We start from the raw sequence: 15,135 nt of genomic DNA, 5'->3' as shown, positions 1-15,135 counted from the left end.
CAATGCGGCAATGTCAGGCCGCCGTCCCGCGCAGCGCGCCATGCACCGACTGCAGCACGAGCTCGGCAAGCCGGGCCGCCGCCGGCTGCGGTTCGGCTTCGGCCCGATGCAGGACCAGCCCGAGCTTCGGCAAATCAGGCAAGCCGAGCGTCTCTGGCGCCAGCGGCCGGACCTTTGCCGGCAATCCGATCGGTGTGCGGATAGTGATGCCGAGGCCTGCGGCCGCCGCTGCCCAGAGGCCGCCGAGGCTGGAACTGACGAAGGCGAGACGCCAGGAAATGCCGGCCTCGTCAAGTGCCCGGGTCGCCGCACTGCGCATCAGGCACGGCGCCTCCAGCGAGGCGAGCGGTATCGGCTCGCCACTTGTTGCATGCCAGCCGGGCGATCTCTCGGCAGGCCCGATCCAGCGCATCGACACCTCGCCGATGCGCTCGCAATGCGCCGTCGCCGTGCCGTCGCTCCAGGCGAGCGCCAGATCAAGCTTGCCTGAGGTGACGCGCTCGAGCAGTTCGACATTGCGCACCACCCGCGCCTCGATGCGGACCTTCGGATGCGCGCGCGCAAAGCGGCCGAGCACTTCCGGCAGCAGGGTCTCGCCAAAATCCTCCTGCAGGCCGAGCCGCACCCAGCCTTCAAGCTCGATGCTGTGCACGGCCGCCGCCGCCTCGTCATTCAATTCCAGCAACCGCCTGGCATAACCGAGCATCGTCTCGCCGGCATCGGTGAGCGCCAGCCCGCGCCCGGCCTTGCGGAAGATCGGCGTGCCCGCCTGCTCCTCCAGCTTCTTCAGCTGCGCGCTCACTGCCGAGGTGGAACGTCCGAGTTTTTCGGCCGCCTTGGCGAAATTGCCGAGCTCCATGCCGGTCGAAAAGCTTCGAAGCACATCGAGATCGAAGATCGTCCGTCGCATCACATAATCCCATTTTTCAGGACCATCAGTTCATAAAATTCTGATTTTCGGCATCATCGTGTCGTGCGATGGTGCTGTTGTCAAGGCCGACGACGGCCCGAACCATGGAGATCCCGATGCCCTTCGTTCGCATTTCCCTTCGCAAAGGCAAGTCGCCGGAGTATCTTACGGCACTCACCGACACCATCCAGCGCGCCTTGGTCGAAACCTTCGACGTGCCGGAAAGCGACCGCTTTCAGGCCATCCATCAGCATGATGAAAACGAGCTGATTTTCGACAGCAGCTATCTTGCCGGGCCGCGCTCCGACGATTTCGTCTATATCTCGATCACCATCGGTCGGCCCCGCAAGGCCGAGATGAAGGCAGCGCTCTATCGGCGGCTCGCCGATCTGCTGGCGCAATCGCCGGGCCTGCGGCCGGAGGATGTGATGATCGTCATCAGCACCAGCGCCCCGGAAGACTGGTCCTTCGGCAACGGCATCGCCCAGATGACCGACCCCGACTGGCGGCTGCGGGTGGCAGGAGGCCAACGATGAGCGCTTCGAACCCGAAGGCCATGACGGTCAGCCGCCCCGGCAGGGCGGTGCGCGCGCCGGAGGGTGTCGCCACGGCACCCTTCTGGGTCGAGATGCTGCTCGAAGGCAGCGCCGATGGCGAAAACACGGCCATGCGCGCCACGCTCGATCCCGGCACCATCACCCTTTGGCATACGCACCCTCGAGGCCAGTTGCTTTATGTGCTTTCGGGACATGGGCTGGCGCAGAGCGAGGGCGGTTCCGTCACGGAACTGCGCGCCGGCGACGCCGTCTGGTTTGCGCCCGGCGAGCGCCACTGGCATGGCGCGGCTGATGACAGTCCCTTCGGCTATCTCAGCATCCAGGCAGCGGAAAACGGCAGCATCGTCGAATGGCTGCAGCCGGTGGAGGCAGGGTCATGATCGCCATGCAATACAGCTTCACCCTGCCCGCCGATTACGACATGTCGATCATCGACCGGCGCATCCGCGACAAGGGACCGCTGCTCGACGGTTTCCCCAATCTCGGCTTCAAGGCTTATCTCAGCGCCCGCCAAGGCGAATTCGCCAGCCGCGACAATCTCTATGCACCCTTCTACCTCTGGCAAAAGCCGGAAGGGGCAAGCGACTTCCTCTGCGGCCCCGCTTTCCAAACGCTCGCCGGCGCCTTCGGCTGGCCGCAGGTAAAAACCTGGATCGTCTGGCAGGCAGAAATCTCGCCCGATATTGCCGCAGCCAGGTTTGCCACCCGCGAGATCCTGCAAATGGAGCCTTACGCGCCGCTTGCCGATATCCGCCACGCCGAAAGCGCTGAGGCTGAAGCCGAGGTTCGGGCCGGCGGCGCCCTCGCCTCCATCCGCGGTTTCGAGCCGACGACATGGACACGGGTGCGCTTCAGGCTATGGCGAGAAATCCCCGAGAGCGCTGAGCACATGCAGGCCTATCGCGTCGGTCACCTATCCCTGCCTTAAGCCTGACCTTAAACGGTGGCCCGGCGATAGAAGGCGAGCGAGCCGGCAAGCGCCAGCAACGCGCCGCCGCAGGTGCGCTCCAGCCACAGGGCGCCCGAGGTTTTCAGGAAACGCACCGCCTGCGAGCCGAAGAACGCGTAGCCGAACATGATGAGGAAATCGAGCACGGCAAAGGTGAGCGCGAGCAGCGCATATTGCGTTGCCTGCGGCAGCGTCGGATCGATGAACTGCGGCAGGAAGGCCGAGAAGAACAAATAGCCCTTCGGATTGGTCGCTGCGACCATGAAGCTCTTCAGTCCGATCGAGAAGATCGACGTCGCCCCCGCCGGCGCGCCTGCTTTCAACGCCGCATCGATCCCGCCCTTCGAGCGCAGCAGCATGATGCCGAGAAAGGCGAGATAGGCAGCACCTGCCCATTTCAGCATCGAGAACCAGAATTCCGATGCCGCCAGCAAAGCGCCGAGCCCGACCGCCACGGCGCCAATCAGCACGAAATCGGAGAGGACGGCACCGATCATGCCGGCCATTGCCCGGCGCAGGCCATGCCGCGAACCGTTGGTCAGCGCCAGCAGCACTGTCGGCCCCGGCGTTGCGATCCCGACAAAGGAAACGGCTGCAAAAGCCATAAGCGTAACGATATCCATGAAGATCCCTCCGAACCCAGCGCTATAGGGGAGGAAACTTGCATGCACCGCCGCCCTTGGCAATGCCCCGGCCATCAACGAAAAAGCCCGCCGCCTGTTTGAGGCGGCGGGCTTTCGAAGGGATGCGATCGGATCAGATGCCGCTCTGGCCGTCGGAGCCGATATAGGCGATGCGGATCATATTGGTGGCGCCGGGCGTGCCAAGCGGCACGCCGGCCGAGATGATGATGCGGTCGCCGGGCTTGCCGAAGCCTTCGTCCGCGACGATGCGGCAGGCGCGGTTGACCATGTCGTCGAGATCGGTCGCGTCATGCGTGACGACGCAATGCAGACCCCAGACGACGGCAAGGCGGCGTGCCGTCTTGATGATCGGCGACAGCGCCAAGATCGGCACCTGCGGACGCTCACGCGAGGCGCGAAGGCCTGTCGTCCCCGACGAGGTGTAACAGACGATCGCCGACAGCTTCAGCGTCTCGGCGATCTGGCGCGCAGCGAGCGAGATCGCATCCGCACCGGTGGCTTCCGGCTGGGCGCGCTGGGCATAGATAATGCCCGGATAATGCGGCTCGCGCTCGATGGCGGTGGCAATGGACGCCATGGTCGAAACGGCTTCGACCGGATAGTCGCCCGAGGCCGACTCGGCCGAGAGCATGACGGCATCGGCGCCTTCGAAGACGGCGGTTGCGACGTCGGAAACTTCCGCGCGCGTCGGCACCGGCGCCGAGATCATCGATTCCAGCATCTGCGTGGCGACAACCACCGGCTTGCCCGAACGGCGGCAGGCGCGGATCAACTGCTTCTGGATGCCGGGAACAGATTCCAGCGGCATTTCGACGCCGAGATCGCCGCGAGCGACCATCAATGCATCGGAAAGCTCGATGATTTCCTCGATACGCTCGAGAGCCTGCGGCTTTTCGATCTTCGACATCAGGCCCACACGGCCACGGGCGATCTTGCGCACTTCGGCAAGGTCGTCAGGACGCTGGACGAACGAAAGCGCCACCCAGTCGACATCGTCGGTGGCAAGCACGGCGTCGAGATCGGCGCGGTCCTTGTCCGTCAGCGCGCCGACGCCGAGCAGCGTGTCGGGAAGGCTGACGCCCTTGCGGTCGGAGATGCGCGTGCCCGAAATTACGGTGGTGACGATGCTCTTGCCGTCGCATTTTTCGGCGCGGAGCGCGAGCTTGCCGTCGTCGATCAGCAGGCGGTGGCCTGGCTGCACCGACTCCAGGATCTCGGGATGCGGCAGATAGACGCGGTTCTGATCGCCGAGCGCTTCGTTGTTGTCGAGCGTGAAGGTCTGGCCGGGTTTCAGGTCGACCTTGCTGTCGACGAATTTGCCGACACGCAGTTTCGGCCCCTGCAGGTCGGCGAGAATGCCGATCGGCCGGCCGGAGCGCGCCTCGACCGAGCGGATGCGCTGGATGAGCGTACGCATCACGTCGTGGCTCGCATGGCTCATATTGATGCGGAAGACATCGGCACCGGCCTGGTGCAGCTTCTCGATCATCGATTCCTCAGCGGAGGCGGGCCCGAGGGTGGCGAGGATTTTAATTTTGCGATTACGCTTCATCAATTCTGGCTTTCTTGCGTCCCTGGGGTGTCGGAGAGTTGGACCATCCAGCTGCCCTGGCGGCCCGTGTCATATTCCTTGAAACCCATCTTCTGGTAACCGCGGGCATAACAATCCTGCACACCCGTGATCTTGAACTCGTTTTCCGCCACGCACATCTGCACGTCCCCCGTCCATCGTCCTCCCCGGGCGGCGTCCTCTGCGTAGAGGTAATAATAACGCGATTGCAATTCTCCCTCGATCAACACGGCGCAGGTCGTTGCCGGTACCTGCCACCAGCCTTCCGTCATCCACCCGTCTTTGGCCCGATAGCCGATCGCCACGCCGACGAGATTTTGCGTTCCGTTGCAGACGCGAAAATCGGCGCGCGCGGCATCTGCGATGAAGAACGGCATAAAGGATGCAAGAGCAAACAGAGCGAGACGGACCAGCGGTCCGGACCGCGTGAGGAAACTTGGCGCGGCTTGGATCAACACGGCTCCCAAATAGCTCCACGGTTATTCGTATGCTTGTCTTCTTGCGCCGCCGTCAAGCGAAAGTCAACGCAATGCTAATCGATTATATTTCCTTTCATAAACCGCCCGTCGAGGGTCCGGCTCAACCTCTGTCCGCCTGCAGCGCTTGAACCTGGCGCGGACGCATGCGATCACTGCCCGACTGCGCAATGATGAACGGCAATTCCTGATGGACGACTTCCAATCCTTCGAAATCCTATCCGGCAAACATGACAAAGGCATGGTGATCCTCGCAGATCACGCGATGAACCGCCTCCCAGCGCGCTATGGCCGGCTCGGCCTGCCGGACGCGGCCTTCACCCGCCACATCGCCTATGACATCGGCATCGAGGGGCTGACGCGGCAGCTTTCGGAAAGCCTCGGCGTACCCGCGGTGCTCGGCGGCTTCTCGCGCCTGCTGATCGACCCGAACCGCGGCGAAGACGATCCGACGCTGATCATGAAGATCTCCGACGGCGCCGTCATATCTGGCAATCATCCGATCACGCCGCAGGAGTGGGAGAACCGCATCGAAACCTTCCATCGCCCCTATCACCACGCCGTCGCCGCAACGATCGATAGGGTGGCGAACGCCACCGGCAAGGCGCCGCTGGTGCTGTCGCTGCACTCCTTCACGCCCGCCTGGAAAGGTATTCCCCGCCCCTGGCACGCCGCCGTGCTTTGGGACAGCGATCATCGCGCCGTCGGCCCGCTGCTCGACATGCTGCGCGCCGATCCCGATCTTATCGTCGGCGACAACGAACCCTATGACGGCGCGCTGAAGGGCGATACCATGTACCGCCACTGCATGATCACCGGCATTCCGCATGCGCTGCTCGAAGTCCGTCAGGACCTGATTGCAGACGAGGCCGGCATATCGGCATGGGCCGAGCGCCTCGCGCCGATCTTTGCGGCAATGGATGCCGATCCCGCCTTGCACGAATACGACGTCCACGTCTCGCGCACAGGTCCTTATTGAAGGATGGGCCCCTATTGAAAGGAGAGCGAGATGACCGCGCTCAGCAAACAACAGCAGACTGAATTCGAGGCCGCCGCCTTCCGCCGCCTTGTCGCGCATCTTCGGGAACGCAGCGACGTCCAGAATATCGACCTGATGAACCTCGCCGGCTTCTGCCGCAACTGCCTGTCGAACTGGTATCGCGAGGCAGCCGAGGCCGACGGCGTGCCGATCACCAGGGACGAATCGCGCGAGATGGTCTATGGCATGCCCTACGAGGACTGGAAAAAACTCCACCAGAACGAGGCCTCGCCTGTGCAAAAGGCTGCTTTTGAACTGAACAACCCACACAAATAGCCTGGCCGACCCCGAACAGGCTTGACCGTGACGCCGCTTCGCGGCAGTCACGTGCCTTCGAATTGATCATCCCCAATCAGGAGAACACGATGTCTGATGCTCATGGCGTCGCCCGCGACCAGCTTCGCGCTTTCATCGAGCGCATTGAACGGCTGGAAGAAGAAAAGAAGACCATCGCCGACGACATCAAGGACGTCTATGGCGAAGCCAAGGGAATGGGCTTCGATACCAAGATCCTGAAGAAGGTCGTGGCACTGCGCAAGAAGGACGAGCAGGAGCGCATGGAAGAGGAAGCGATCCTCGACACCTACCTGCACGCACTCGGCATGATCGAGTCGCCGCCGGAAGGCTGATCCGACCCTCCTTGCTGACATCTCGACAAGCCGCCGGACCGCCCGGCGGCTTTTCTTTTGCCCAATGCATGTCTCCCGGAAGGGTTAAGCGGTTCCGGGATAACGACATGCATCAAAACAAAGAGCTAAAGCGCGTTGCATGATTCAAGTTTGATGCGACGCGCTTTAGGCTGCACAAGCCATAACGACTGTCCGCCGCTGGCCGAAGCAGCCAAAAAGAAAAACCGCCGGATCGCTCCGACGGTTTTGATGTTCGGGATATCGGCCGGCTCAGTTCGTGTTGAACTTGCGCACTTCCATGAAGTTCACAGCCGTGCCGCTGAAGCGGGCCGGGTCGACCGAAGCGGTCTTGACGTTGAAACCTTCTGTATAAACGGTGGTCGGCTGCGCACGCATCGTCTGGCTGACAAAACGTGGCGCCTTCACCTGCTTGGAGGCCATTTCCAGACGGGCATTGGTCAGCGCCCACTGCGAAATCATCTTCTGCGTCAGCTTCGGCTCGGTGCGAACAGTCGCGCGGCTGGCGTCCGCTGCGGCGGCTTCCTTGTGCGTCGGGCGGCCGCCCTTGGTGGGCAGGCCCTGCGCGACGGCGTTTTCGGCGGCCGGTTCATCAAAGCCGTCGCCGAAGCTTGCCGATTTGGTCATCGGCGCTAGGGCTGCGAGCTCGAGCGGCGGCTTTGCGGCAGGCGCCTTTTGCGTCATCGCGGCGTTGATTGCCTGCTCCACCGTCATCTCAGGCGCATGGGCGGCGACCTGGTTTTCCCCACCCTTGTTCTGCTGGTCGAGCGCGTCGGCGACGGCAGGAGACAGTCCGCCGTCCTGATCCGCCTCGTCGGCCTCTGCTTCCGGATCGGCATTGGCCGCAGCCAGAAGGTTCTCGGCAACGGCAGGGCGTTCGACCGGCGTCGGAACCGGCATTCCGGTCAGCATGGCAGGATCGGTCGATGCGAGCTCAGCATCGCCCGGCGCGCGGCGCTGGCCGAGAAGCGAGGGAACCGGGATGCTATAGGCACTGAGATCGGCGAATTGCTGCGGCGGGGCCTGATCGGCCGGAAGCGCTGCGGTAAGAGCCTGTTGCGCGGCATTACCCGAAGGCGGTGCGACGAGCGCACTCGCCACGTCGCTGCCGGCCGGCTGATTGCTGAATGCCGGGCGAACCTGCGGCACCGGCGCGTTCAGATCGGCGACTTCGGTCTGCTCCGGCTCGGCAGGCGCCGGTACCGGCGCGGCCTTCGGCGGCGTCGCCTTGGCGACGGCAACAGGCGTCGAATCGTCCGAATCGTCTTCCTGCTCGTCCGCTCCGCCGCCAAACAGCGCAGCAAACAGCGTCTTATGCTTCGGCGCCGATTCGGAAGCGCTGGCGATTTCGATCTGCGTACCGCTGACGCGGCGCTTATAGTCGGCCATCGCCTGCTGATAGCCGGGCAGCGGCTTGCCGTCAGCCGGGATATGAATGGTGTTGCCGTTTGGGAAAAGCCGGACCAGTTCGTCGCGGCTCATGCGCGGCCAGGCACGGACGCCGCCGACATCCATATGCACGAAGGGCGAGCCCGATTTCGGGTAGAAGCCGACACCGCCGACCTGCATCTTCATGCCGATCCCTCGCAATGTCGCAAGCTTGACGTCCGGAATGAAGAAGTCCATCGCCTTGCCGAGCATATGCTGGCTCTTTTCGGCGACGCCCGAGTTGCGCGAGCGGCCGCGCAGCATCTCGTTGGTGCCCGGCGAACGGAAACCGCAGACGACGTTGATATAATCCCGCGAACCGCTCTGGCGATAAACTTCCCAGATCAGGTCGAACAGGCGCGGGTCCATCTTCGTCGGTTGGTTCTTGCGCCAGTCGCGCAGGAAGCGGTTCAGCTGTTCCAGGCCCTTTGGGTCGAACTTGCCGTTGCGCTTGTAGGTGATGACGGCCTTTTCGCCGGTATGGATGAAATAGAGCTTGAGGCTGCGGGTGTCGCCCGCTGCCTCGGAAGGTGTACTAACGAATACCGGTGAGGAAACCGCGAGCGCAAGAAGGGCGGCCGCTGCCGTCCTTGCTGCCTTTCCGCAGATGTCGGCGCACAACCTACGCCAGCTCAAGCGCGAAGGCTTGGAATTCCCATTCAGATTCGGCAACTCGATCCCCGTCAGACAGACAATGTCCCGTACTGTCTCAGATGACTGTCAAATGCGGTCACACGATGGCAAAAATGCCACACATGATCAACCTTTTCTTTACATAGTGAACGAGCCACTAACAAGTGGTTTATGATCAGTAACAAATCGTGGTTGCCTTAGTCTTAATAAAAGGCGCTTAAGCCGCATCTTTCTGGGGATTATCAGGGTCTATGCCGTAATCTTTGAGCTTGCGATAAAGTGTGGACCGGCCGATGCCAAGTTTGCGCGCCACTTGACTCATCTGCCCACGATAGAATTTGAGCGCGGATCGGATGAGTTCCTCCTCGACATCGGCAAGCCTGCGCACGTCGCCGGCCGGATTGACGCTGGCGATCGCGTTTTCGGAAGCTTCGGACAGACGGTGGTGCACCTCTCCCGAGATCGACGCCCTGAACTCCTCCCCATAGCTGTCGTCCGGATCGAGGCCGGTATTGTCGGCAACCAGCGCCAGGTGATCCACGACTTCGTATTCCGGAAGCTGGGCGGCGATCTGCGGGAAGTCCCCTTCCGTCAGTTCCGGCCCTTCGGCCAGAACGACCGCGCGGAAGATCGCATTTTCGAGCTGGCGGATATTGCCCGGCCAGTCATAGGCGGTCAGCAGCGCCAGCGCGCCTGAGTTGACCGTCATGCGGCGGCCGTTCTTCTGCTCGCTGGAGAAGCGTTCGGCGAAGACGCGCACCAGATGCGGAATATCTTCCTTGCGCTTGCGCAGCGCCGGGATGGTGATCGGGAAGACGTTGAGGCGATAGTAGAGATCCTCGCGGAAATGGCCGTTCTTGACCTCCTCGATCAGATCCTTGTTGGTCGCCGAGATCAGCCGGACATTGACCTTATGTGCGGTCCGCGCACCGACGGTCTCGATCTCGCCCTGCTGCACGGCGCGCAACAGCTTCACCTGCACCTCGAGCGGCAGGTCGCCGATCTCGTCGAGGAAGATGGTGCCGCCGTCGGCTTCCATGAATTTGCCGATATGGCGCTCGGTCGCGCCGGTAAAGGCGCCCTTCTCGTGGCCGAAGAGAATGCTCTCAACGAGATTGTGCGGGATCGCCCCGCAATTGACCGTAACGAAGGGCTTGTTCGAACGGTCGCCGCCGGACTGGATGGCACGCGCCACCAGTTCCTTGCCGACGCCGGATTCGCCTTCGAGCACAACCGGAATGTTGGACTGAGCCGCGCGCTGGGCGAGGTCGATGACGCGGATCATCGCCGGGCTTGCCGAGACGATGTCGTCGAAGCCGACCGAGCCGGAGCGCGACCGGCGTCCAGCCCGCGCCTTCACCTCGCGCTGATCGAGCTTCATCGCATTCGAGATCGACGTGGCGATGCGTTCGGGCGAAACCGGCTTGACGACGAAATCGAAGGCGCCGGCGCGCATTGCCTGCACCACGGTCTCGATGCCGCCCTGGCCCGTCTGCACGATGACGGGGATCTGCGTGCCGAATTCATGAAGCGCGTCGAGGAATTCGAGGCCGGTCATCTCCGGCATCATCAGGTCGAGCACGATGACGTTGAAAAGGCCGCTGTCGCGTTTGACCATTTCCAAGCCGATGCGGCCATTTTCCGCCTGGTGCACGACATGGCCGTGACGCTCGATTGCGTTTTTGAGCAGGCGGCGCTGCACGGGGTCGTCCTCGACCACGAGAATTTGCCCTGCTCCCTTGAGCTCATTGTAACCGGTCATTGTCGCCTCACTTCATGCGAAACCATGAAGCGCACTCTGACAGAAAGGCTTGAACATCCTGTTTTGAGAAATAATTGCATTTTAACGATTGGAACGGGTCGTTTTCGTACCGAAGCGAGGCCTTTCATGCGCCGAAAGGCCCTTGATGCGGGGCCTTCTCACGCTTATTCAAACAGACCTGTTATGAAAGTGGAGAGGAATTGCCCCATGAAAATCGAGCTCCCGCACGCCCGCCTTCTTTTGTCGGCAGCAGCGCCGGCCGGGGCGACCAATCCGGCGCTCGGCGATCTGCCGGTCTGGAAGCTGCAGGATCTTTATCCCTCTGCTACCTCGACCGCCTTCGTCGCCGACATGGAAAAGGCCGGCAAGGCTGCAATCGCCTTTGAGGAGAAGTGGAAGGGCAAACTCGCCGCGGCCGCGACGAAGACCGGCGCTGAGGGCATCGGCGCGGCGCTGAAGGAATATGAGGCGCTGGACGATATCATGGGCCGCCTCGGTTCCTTCGCCGGCCTTACCTATTTCTCCGACACCACCGATCCGGCAAACGGCAAGCTCTACGGCGATGTGCAGACCAAGATCACCGAATTTTCCGGGCACCTGCTGTTTTTTGCACTCGAACTCAACCGCATCGATGACGCGGTGATCGACGCCAGCATGGCCAAAGACCCCGCCGCTGGCCATTACCGCCCCTGGCTGGTCGACCTCAGGAAAGACAAGCCCTACCAGCTCGACGACCGGCTGGAACAGCTCTTCCTCGAGAAGTCGATGACATCGGCTGCCGCCTTCAATCGCCTCTTCGACGAAACCATGGCGGAACTGCGCTATGAGATAGACGGGGAGAAAGTGCCGCTCGAAGTGGCGCTGAACATGCTGCAGGAGAAGGATCCCGAAGTGCGCCGCAAGGCGGCCATGGCGCTTGCGGCAACCTTCAAGGCCAATATCCGCATCTTCACCCTGATCACCAATACGCTCGCCAAGGACAAGGATATTTCCGACCGCTGGCGCGGCTTCGAGGATATCGCCGACTCACGGCATCTCGCAAACCGCGTCGAACGCGAGGTCGTCGATGCGCTGGCCGCGGCCGTCCGTGAAGCCTATCCTCGCCTTTCGCACCGCTATTACAAGATGAAGGCGAAATGGCTCGGCATGGAGCAGATGAATTTCTGGGACCGCAACGCGCCCCTGCCGGAAACCTCCAGCGCCGTCATTTCCTGGCCCGAGGCGAAGGACACGGTGCTTTCGGCCTATGGCAATTTCGCCCCCGAGATGGCTGATATCGCCAGGCGCTTCTTCGACGAACAATGGATCGACGCCCCGGTCCGCCCCGGCAAGGCGCCCGGCGCCTTCGCCCATCCGACGGTTCCCTCGGCCCATCCCTATGTGCTCGTCAATTACATGGGCAAGCCGCGCGATGTGATGACGCTTGCTCACGAGCTCGGCCACGGCGTGCACCAGGTTCTCGCTGGCGCGCAAGGGGCGCTGATGTGCCAGACGCCGCTGACGCTTGCCGAAACCGCCTCCGTCTTCGGCGAGATGCTGACCTTCCGCGCGCTTCTGGAAAAGACCAGCGACAAGCGCGAGCGCAAGGCGATGCTCGCCCAGAAGGTCGAGGACATGATCAACACGGTCGTCCGCCAGATCGCCTTCTATGAATTCGAGCGCAAGCTGCACACCGCCCGCAAGGCAGGTGAACTCACAGCCGACGACATCGGCGAACTCTGGCTCTCGGTCCAGTCGGAAAGCCTCGGGCCGGCGATCAGCATTTCGGAAGGTTATGAGACCTATTGGGCCTATATCCCCCATTTCATCCACTCGCCCTTCTATGTCTATGCCTATGCCTTCGGCGATTGCCTGGTGAATTCGCTCTATGCCGTCTACCAGAAGGCCGAGACGGGCTTCCAGGAGAAGTATTTCGAACTGCTGAAGGCCGGCGGCACCAAGCATCACTCGGAACTGTTGAAGCCCTTTGGCCTCGACGCCACCGATCCGTCGTTCTGGAGCCAGGGCCTGTCGATGATCGAAGGGCTGATCGACGAGTTGGAAGCTTTGGATAAGGGCTGAGGCTCGACCAGACTTGAAACCAACGAGTGCCCGATGGGCAATTGTAACCTTTGGTCGACCAACCGCGCTCTGTAACGTGCATTAGGAACCATGACGGCAACCCACTCTCCCTCATTCCTGTGCTTGTCACAGGAATCCAGCGCGCCCAAGTCCTTGGGCGCCGGGGACCTTTGTCTGCCGAAAACAAGTCATTCACGGCGCGGACGCGCCGTGGCTGGATTCCTGTGACAAGCACAGGAATGAGGGCGGTGGGTGTTGTTACGGTCTCGACCTGCCGCAGCATCCCAAAGGCCAAAACCGTAGCCAGCGTCGGATAACTAAGCAAGATGCGGCGCAATCATGTCTGACCCCTATATTCTCTTCCGCGACGACACATCGGGCCAGGTGATGCTTTTCGCCGAACCGGTAGAGATCATCGTCGCGCGAACACGCGCCGAATTCTTTGCCGGCCTTGTCAGGATGGAAAAGGCCAAGGCCGAGGACAAATGGCTTGCCGGCTACATGGCCTACGAGGCCGGATATCTGTTCGAGGAGAAGCTCGCCTCCTTCGCTCGGGAAGAGCGCGAAACGCCGCTGCTCTACTTCGGCGTCTTCGATGCGCCTCAGCCGGACACGCACCCGCTTGCCCAACCGAAACAGCGCCTTGAGAACGAGGAATTCCTCACCGCCCCGAAAGCCGCCTGGGATTTCCCTATATATAAAGAGCGCTTCGACCGCCTGCATGAGCACCTGCGGCTCGGCGATGCCTATCAGGCGAACCTCACCATGCCGGTCGAAGCTCGCTGGAACGGCGATCCCCGTGCCGCCTTCTGGTCGCTGATCGAACGCCAGCCGGTCAAATATGGCGCGCTGGTCGATCTCGGCGGCCCGATCATCCTGTCGCGATCGCCGGAACTGTTCTTCCGCACCGATGAAGAGGGCTGGATCGAGACCCATCCGATGAAGGGCACGGCGAAACGCGGCGCCACGGCCGCCGAGGATGCCGACATCGTCCAGGCGATGCGCCGCGATATCAAGACGCAGGCGGAAAACCGCATGATCGTCGATCTCCTGCGCAACGATATCTCCCGGATCACCGAAGTCGGCACGCTCGATGTCCCGAAGCTCTTCGACATCGAGACCTATCCGACCGTCCACCAGATGGTCAGCCATGTGCAGGCCAGACTGCGCCCCGGCCTTTCGATCCGCGACATCTTTGCCGCCCTCTTTCCCTGCGGCTCGATCACCGGCGCACCGAAGATGCGGGCAATGGAAATCCTCCACGCGCTCGAGGATGCTCCCCGGGACGCCTATTGCGGAGCGATCGGCATGATCTCGCCCAGCGGCGCCATGCGGTTCTCCGTCGCCATCCGCACCATCACGCTTTTTGACGGCGGCAGGGCCGTCTTCAATGTCGGCGGCGGCATCGTCTTTGATTCCACAGCCGAGGCCGAATATGAGGAATGTCTGCTCAAGGCCCGCTTCGCCGTCGGCGACCAGTGGATCGCGCGATGACCGGTTTTTCGCTGATCGAGACGCTGCGCTGGCAGCCCGGCGACGGCTTCATCCGCCTGCGGCTGCATCTCGCCCGGCTTTCCCGCTCCGCCCGTCGCCTTGGCTTCCCGCAACCGATCGAGGCGGCCGACAAGCTCGAGGCGGCCGTTGCAGGCTCTGCCAGTCCGCTGCGCCTCCGACTGACCTTCGACGTGCAGGGCCGCATCGAGGTGACGACCGCGGCGTTCGTGCCGCTGGCGCCGAAGACAGTCTGGACGGTGCGCATCGCCGAAAGGCGTCTTGATTCCACCGACAGGTTGATGCGCCACAAGACGACCCGCCGCGCGGTCTACGAGACGGGACGCGCCGAATATACATCGGCCGAAGCCGATGAAGTCATTCTGTTGAACGAGCGCGGCGAGGTCTGCGAGGGCACCATCACCTCCGTCTTTCTTGATGACGGGACCGGTATGCTACGCACTCCGCCGATCTCCTGCGGCCTGCTTGCCGGCGTGCTGCGCACCGAGCTCATTTGCGCGCGCAAGGCGCGTCTCGGCCGCCTTACACTTGCCGATCTCGACGCCGGCACGCTTTATATCGGGAACTCGCTGCGCGGCCTGATCCGCGCCAACCTTCTGAGGAACTGACCATGTTCATTCTCTCCCTTACCTATCTCAAATCCAATGACGAAGCCGACAGATACATGGAACCGCATATGGCCTGGGTGAAGGACGGTTATGCCAGGGGCTGGTTCCTCGCCTCCGGCCGCAAAGTGCCGCGCACCGGCGGCGCGATCCTCGCAATCGGCGATCGCACCGCCATCGAGGCCTATGTCGCCGCCGACCCCTTCACCATCCACGGCATCGCCGAATATGCCATCACCGAGCTTGCTGTGACCACGACGGTCGAAGGCCTGGAAATTCTGAAACGCTGATTTTTGCAGAGGCGGGCCGGATGGTCCGCCTTCGCTTGCTGGCCTCACCCGC

At 62.3% G+C, this 15,135-nt stretch carries 16 protein-coding genes; 10 read left to right on the top strand and 6 right to left on the bottom strand.

The window, feature by feature from the left end; all coding sequences use genetic code 11:
• Positions 1-13: 13 nt before the first annotated feature.
• Positions 14-910, bottom strand: coding sequence for a LysR substrate-binding domain-containing protein (locus ACS4RS_RS11140; RefSeq protein ID WP_439010911.1), 897 nt, complete (start codon positions 908-910; stop codon positions 14-16).
• A gap of 116 nt (positions 911-1,026) precedes the next feature.
• Here ACS4RS_RS11140 and ACS4RS_RS11135 point away from each other — a divergent pair, with 116 nt between their 5' ends.
• Genes ACS4RS_RS11135 through ACS4RS_RS11125 form a run of 3 tightly spaced genes read left to right on the top strand, consistent with a single transcriptional unit; the run spans position 1,027 to position 2,395 of the window.
• Entirely contained in the window at positions 1,027-1,446 is a 420-nt protein-coding gene (locus ACS4RS_RS11135) for a tautomerase family protein (protein WP_439010912.1), read from the top strand.
• Positions 1,443-1,847 carry a cupin domain-containing protein gene (locus tag ACS4RS_RS11130; protein WP_439010913.1) on the top strand — a complete coding sequence of 135 codons (405 nt, stop codon included), beginning with the start codon at positions 1,443-1,445 and terminating at the stop codon, positions 1,845-1,847. Before ACS4RS_RS11135 ends, ACS4RS_RS11130 begins: the two co-directional genes overlap by 4 nt.
• Positions 1,844-2,395, top strand: a complete 552-nt coding sequence (locus tag ACS4RS_RS11125) for a DUF4865 family protein (RefSeq protein ID WP_439010914.1) — start codon at positions 1,844-1,846, stop codon at positions 2,393-2,395. Before ACS4RS_RS11130 ends, ACS4RS_RS11125 begins: the two co-directional genes overlap by 4 nt.
• An 8-nt stretch (positions 2,396-2,403) precedes the next feature.
• Here ACS4RS_RS11125 and ACS4RS_RS11120 read toward each other — a convergent pair whose 3' ends face one another.
• The 3 genes from ACS4RS_RS11120 to ACS4RS_RS11110 all read right to left on the bottom strand — a co-directional run bounded on the left by ACS4RS_RS11120 (position 2,404) and on the right by ACS4RS_RS11110 (position 5,097).
• A complete protein-coding gene (locus ACS4RS_RS11120) occupies positions 2,404-3,039 on the bottom strand; it encodes a LysE family transporter (RefSeq protein WP_439010915.1) in 636 nt (211 codons plus the stop codon).
• A 133-nt stretch (positions 3,040-3,172) separates the two neighbouring features.
• On the bottom strand, positions 3,173-4,612 hold the full coding sequence (gene pyk, locus ACS4RS_RS11115) for a pyruvate kinase (protein ID WP_003585763.1): 1,440 nt from the start codon (positions 4,610-4,612) through the stop codon (positions 3,173-3,175).
• Entirely contained in the window at positions 4,612-5,097 is a 486-nt protein-coding gene (locus tag ACS4RS_RS11110; protein WP_439010916.1) for a DUF1036 domain-containing protein, read from the bottom strand. Before ACS4RS_RS11110 ends, pyk begins: the two co-directional genes overlap by 1 nt.
• A 199-nt stretch (positions 5,098-5,296) precedes the next feature.
• Here ACS4RS_RS11110 and ACS4RS_RS11105 point away from each other — a divergent pair, with 199 nt between their 5' ends.
• From ACS4RS_RS11105 to ACS4RS_RS11095, 3 genes are all read left to right on the top strand, one after another.
• Positions 5,297-6,085 (top strand): N-formylglutamate amidohydrolase, encoded by a 789-nt coding sequence (locus tag ACS4RS_RS11105; protein WP_439010917.1) that lies wholly within the window; start codon positions 5,297-5,299, stop codon positions 6,083-6,085.
• A 30-nt stretch (positions 6,086-6,115) separates the two neighbouring features.
• The gene (locus tag ACS4RS_RS11100) at positions 6,116-6,421 is read left to right on the top strand and encodes a DUF1244 domain-containing protein (RefSeq protein WP_012558905.1); all 306 of its coding nucleotides are present in this window, start codon (positions 6,116-6,118) and stop codon (positions 6,419-6,421) included.
• Between the two features lie 89 nt (positions 6,422-6,510).
• The gene (locus tag ACS4RS_RS11095) at positions 6,511-6,774 is read left to right on the top strand and encodes a DUF2312 domain-containing protein (protein WP_003585771.1); all 264 of its coding nucleotides are present in this window, start codon (positions 6,511-6,513) and stop codon (positions 6,772-6,774) included.
• Positions 6,775-7,044: 270 nt separating this feature from the next.
• On the opposite strand, the gene ACS4RS_RS11090 is transcribed toward ACS4RS_RS11095, so the two are convergent.
• Together ACS4RS_RS11090 and ACS4RS_RS11085 are read right to left on the bottom strand one after the other, a co-directional pair.
• On the bottom strand, positions 7,045-8,892 hold the full coding sequence (locus ACS4RS_RS11090; RefSeq protein WP_439010918.1) for a DUF882 domain-containing protein: 1,848 nt from the start codon (positions 8,890-8,892) through the stop codon (positions 7,045-7,047).
• A 178-nt stretch (positions 8,893-9,070) separates the two neighbouring features.
• A complete protein-coding gene (locus ACS4RS_RS11085; RefSeq protein ID WP_439010919.1) occupies positions 9,071-10,615 on the bottom strand; it encodes a sigma 54-interacting transcriptional regulator in 1,545 nt (514 codons plus the stop codon).
• 207 nt (positions 10,616-10,822) lie between these two features.
• Between ACS4RS_RS11085 and ACS4RS_RS11080 the strand changes: the two genes are divergently transcribed.
• The 4 genes from ACS4RS_RS11080 to ACS4RS_RS11065 all read left to right on the top strand — a co-directional run bounded on the left by ACS4RS_RS11080 (position 10,823) and on the right by ACS4RS_RS11065 (position 15,083).
• On the top strand, positions 10,823-12,676 hold the full coding sequence (locus tag ACS4RS_RS11080; protein ID WP_439010920.1) for a M3 family oligoendopeptidase: 1,854 nt from the start codon (positions 10,823-10,825) through the stop codon (positions 12,674-12,676).
• 339 nt (positions 12,677-13,015) lie between these two features.
• Positions 13,016-14,170: an aminodeoxychorismate synthase component I gene (locus ACS4RS_RS11075; RefSeq protein WP_439010921.1), complete on the top strand. Its 1,155-nt coding sequence runs from the start codon at positions 13,016-13,018 to the stop codon at positions 14,168-14,170.
• Positions 14,167-14,796: an aminotransferase class IV family protein gene (locus ACS4RS_RS11070; RefSeq protein WP_439010922.1), complete on the top strand. Its 630-nt coding sequence runs from the start codon at positions 14,167-14,169 to the stop codon at positions 14,794-14,796. Before ACS4RS_RS11075 ends, ACS4RS_RS11070 begins: the two co-directional genes overlap by 4 nt.
• 2 nt (positions 14,797-14,798) lie before the next feature.
• On the top strand, positions 14,799-15,083 hold the full coding sequence (locus ACS4RS_RS11065; RefSeq protein WP_439010923.1) for a YciI family protein: 285 nt from the start codon (positions 14,799-14,801) through the stop codon (positions 15,081-15,083).
• The last annotated feature ends 52 nt before the right edge of the window (positions 15,084-15,135 follow it).

The sequence above is a fragment of the Rhizobium sp. F40D2 genome, assembly GCF_051810745.2.
Taxonomy (GTDB): domain Bacteria; phylum Pseudomonadota; class Alphaproteobacteria; order Rhizobiales; family Rhizobiaceae; genus Rhizobium.
The sequence above is the reverse complement of the archived record's forward strand: the minus strand, read 5'-3'. Positions and strand labels throughout refer to the sequence as shown.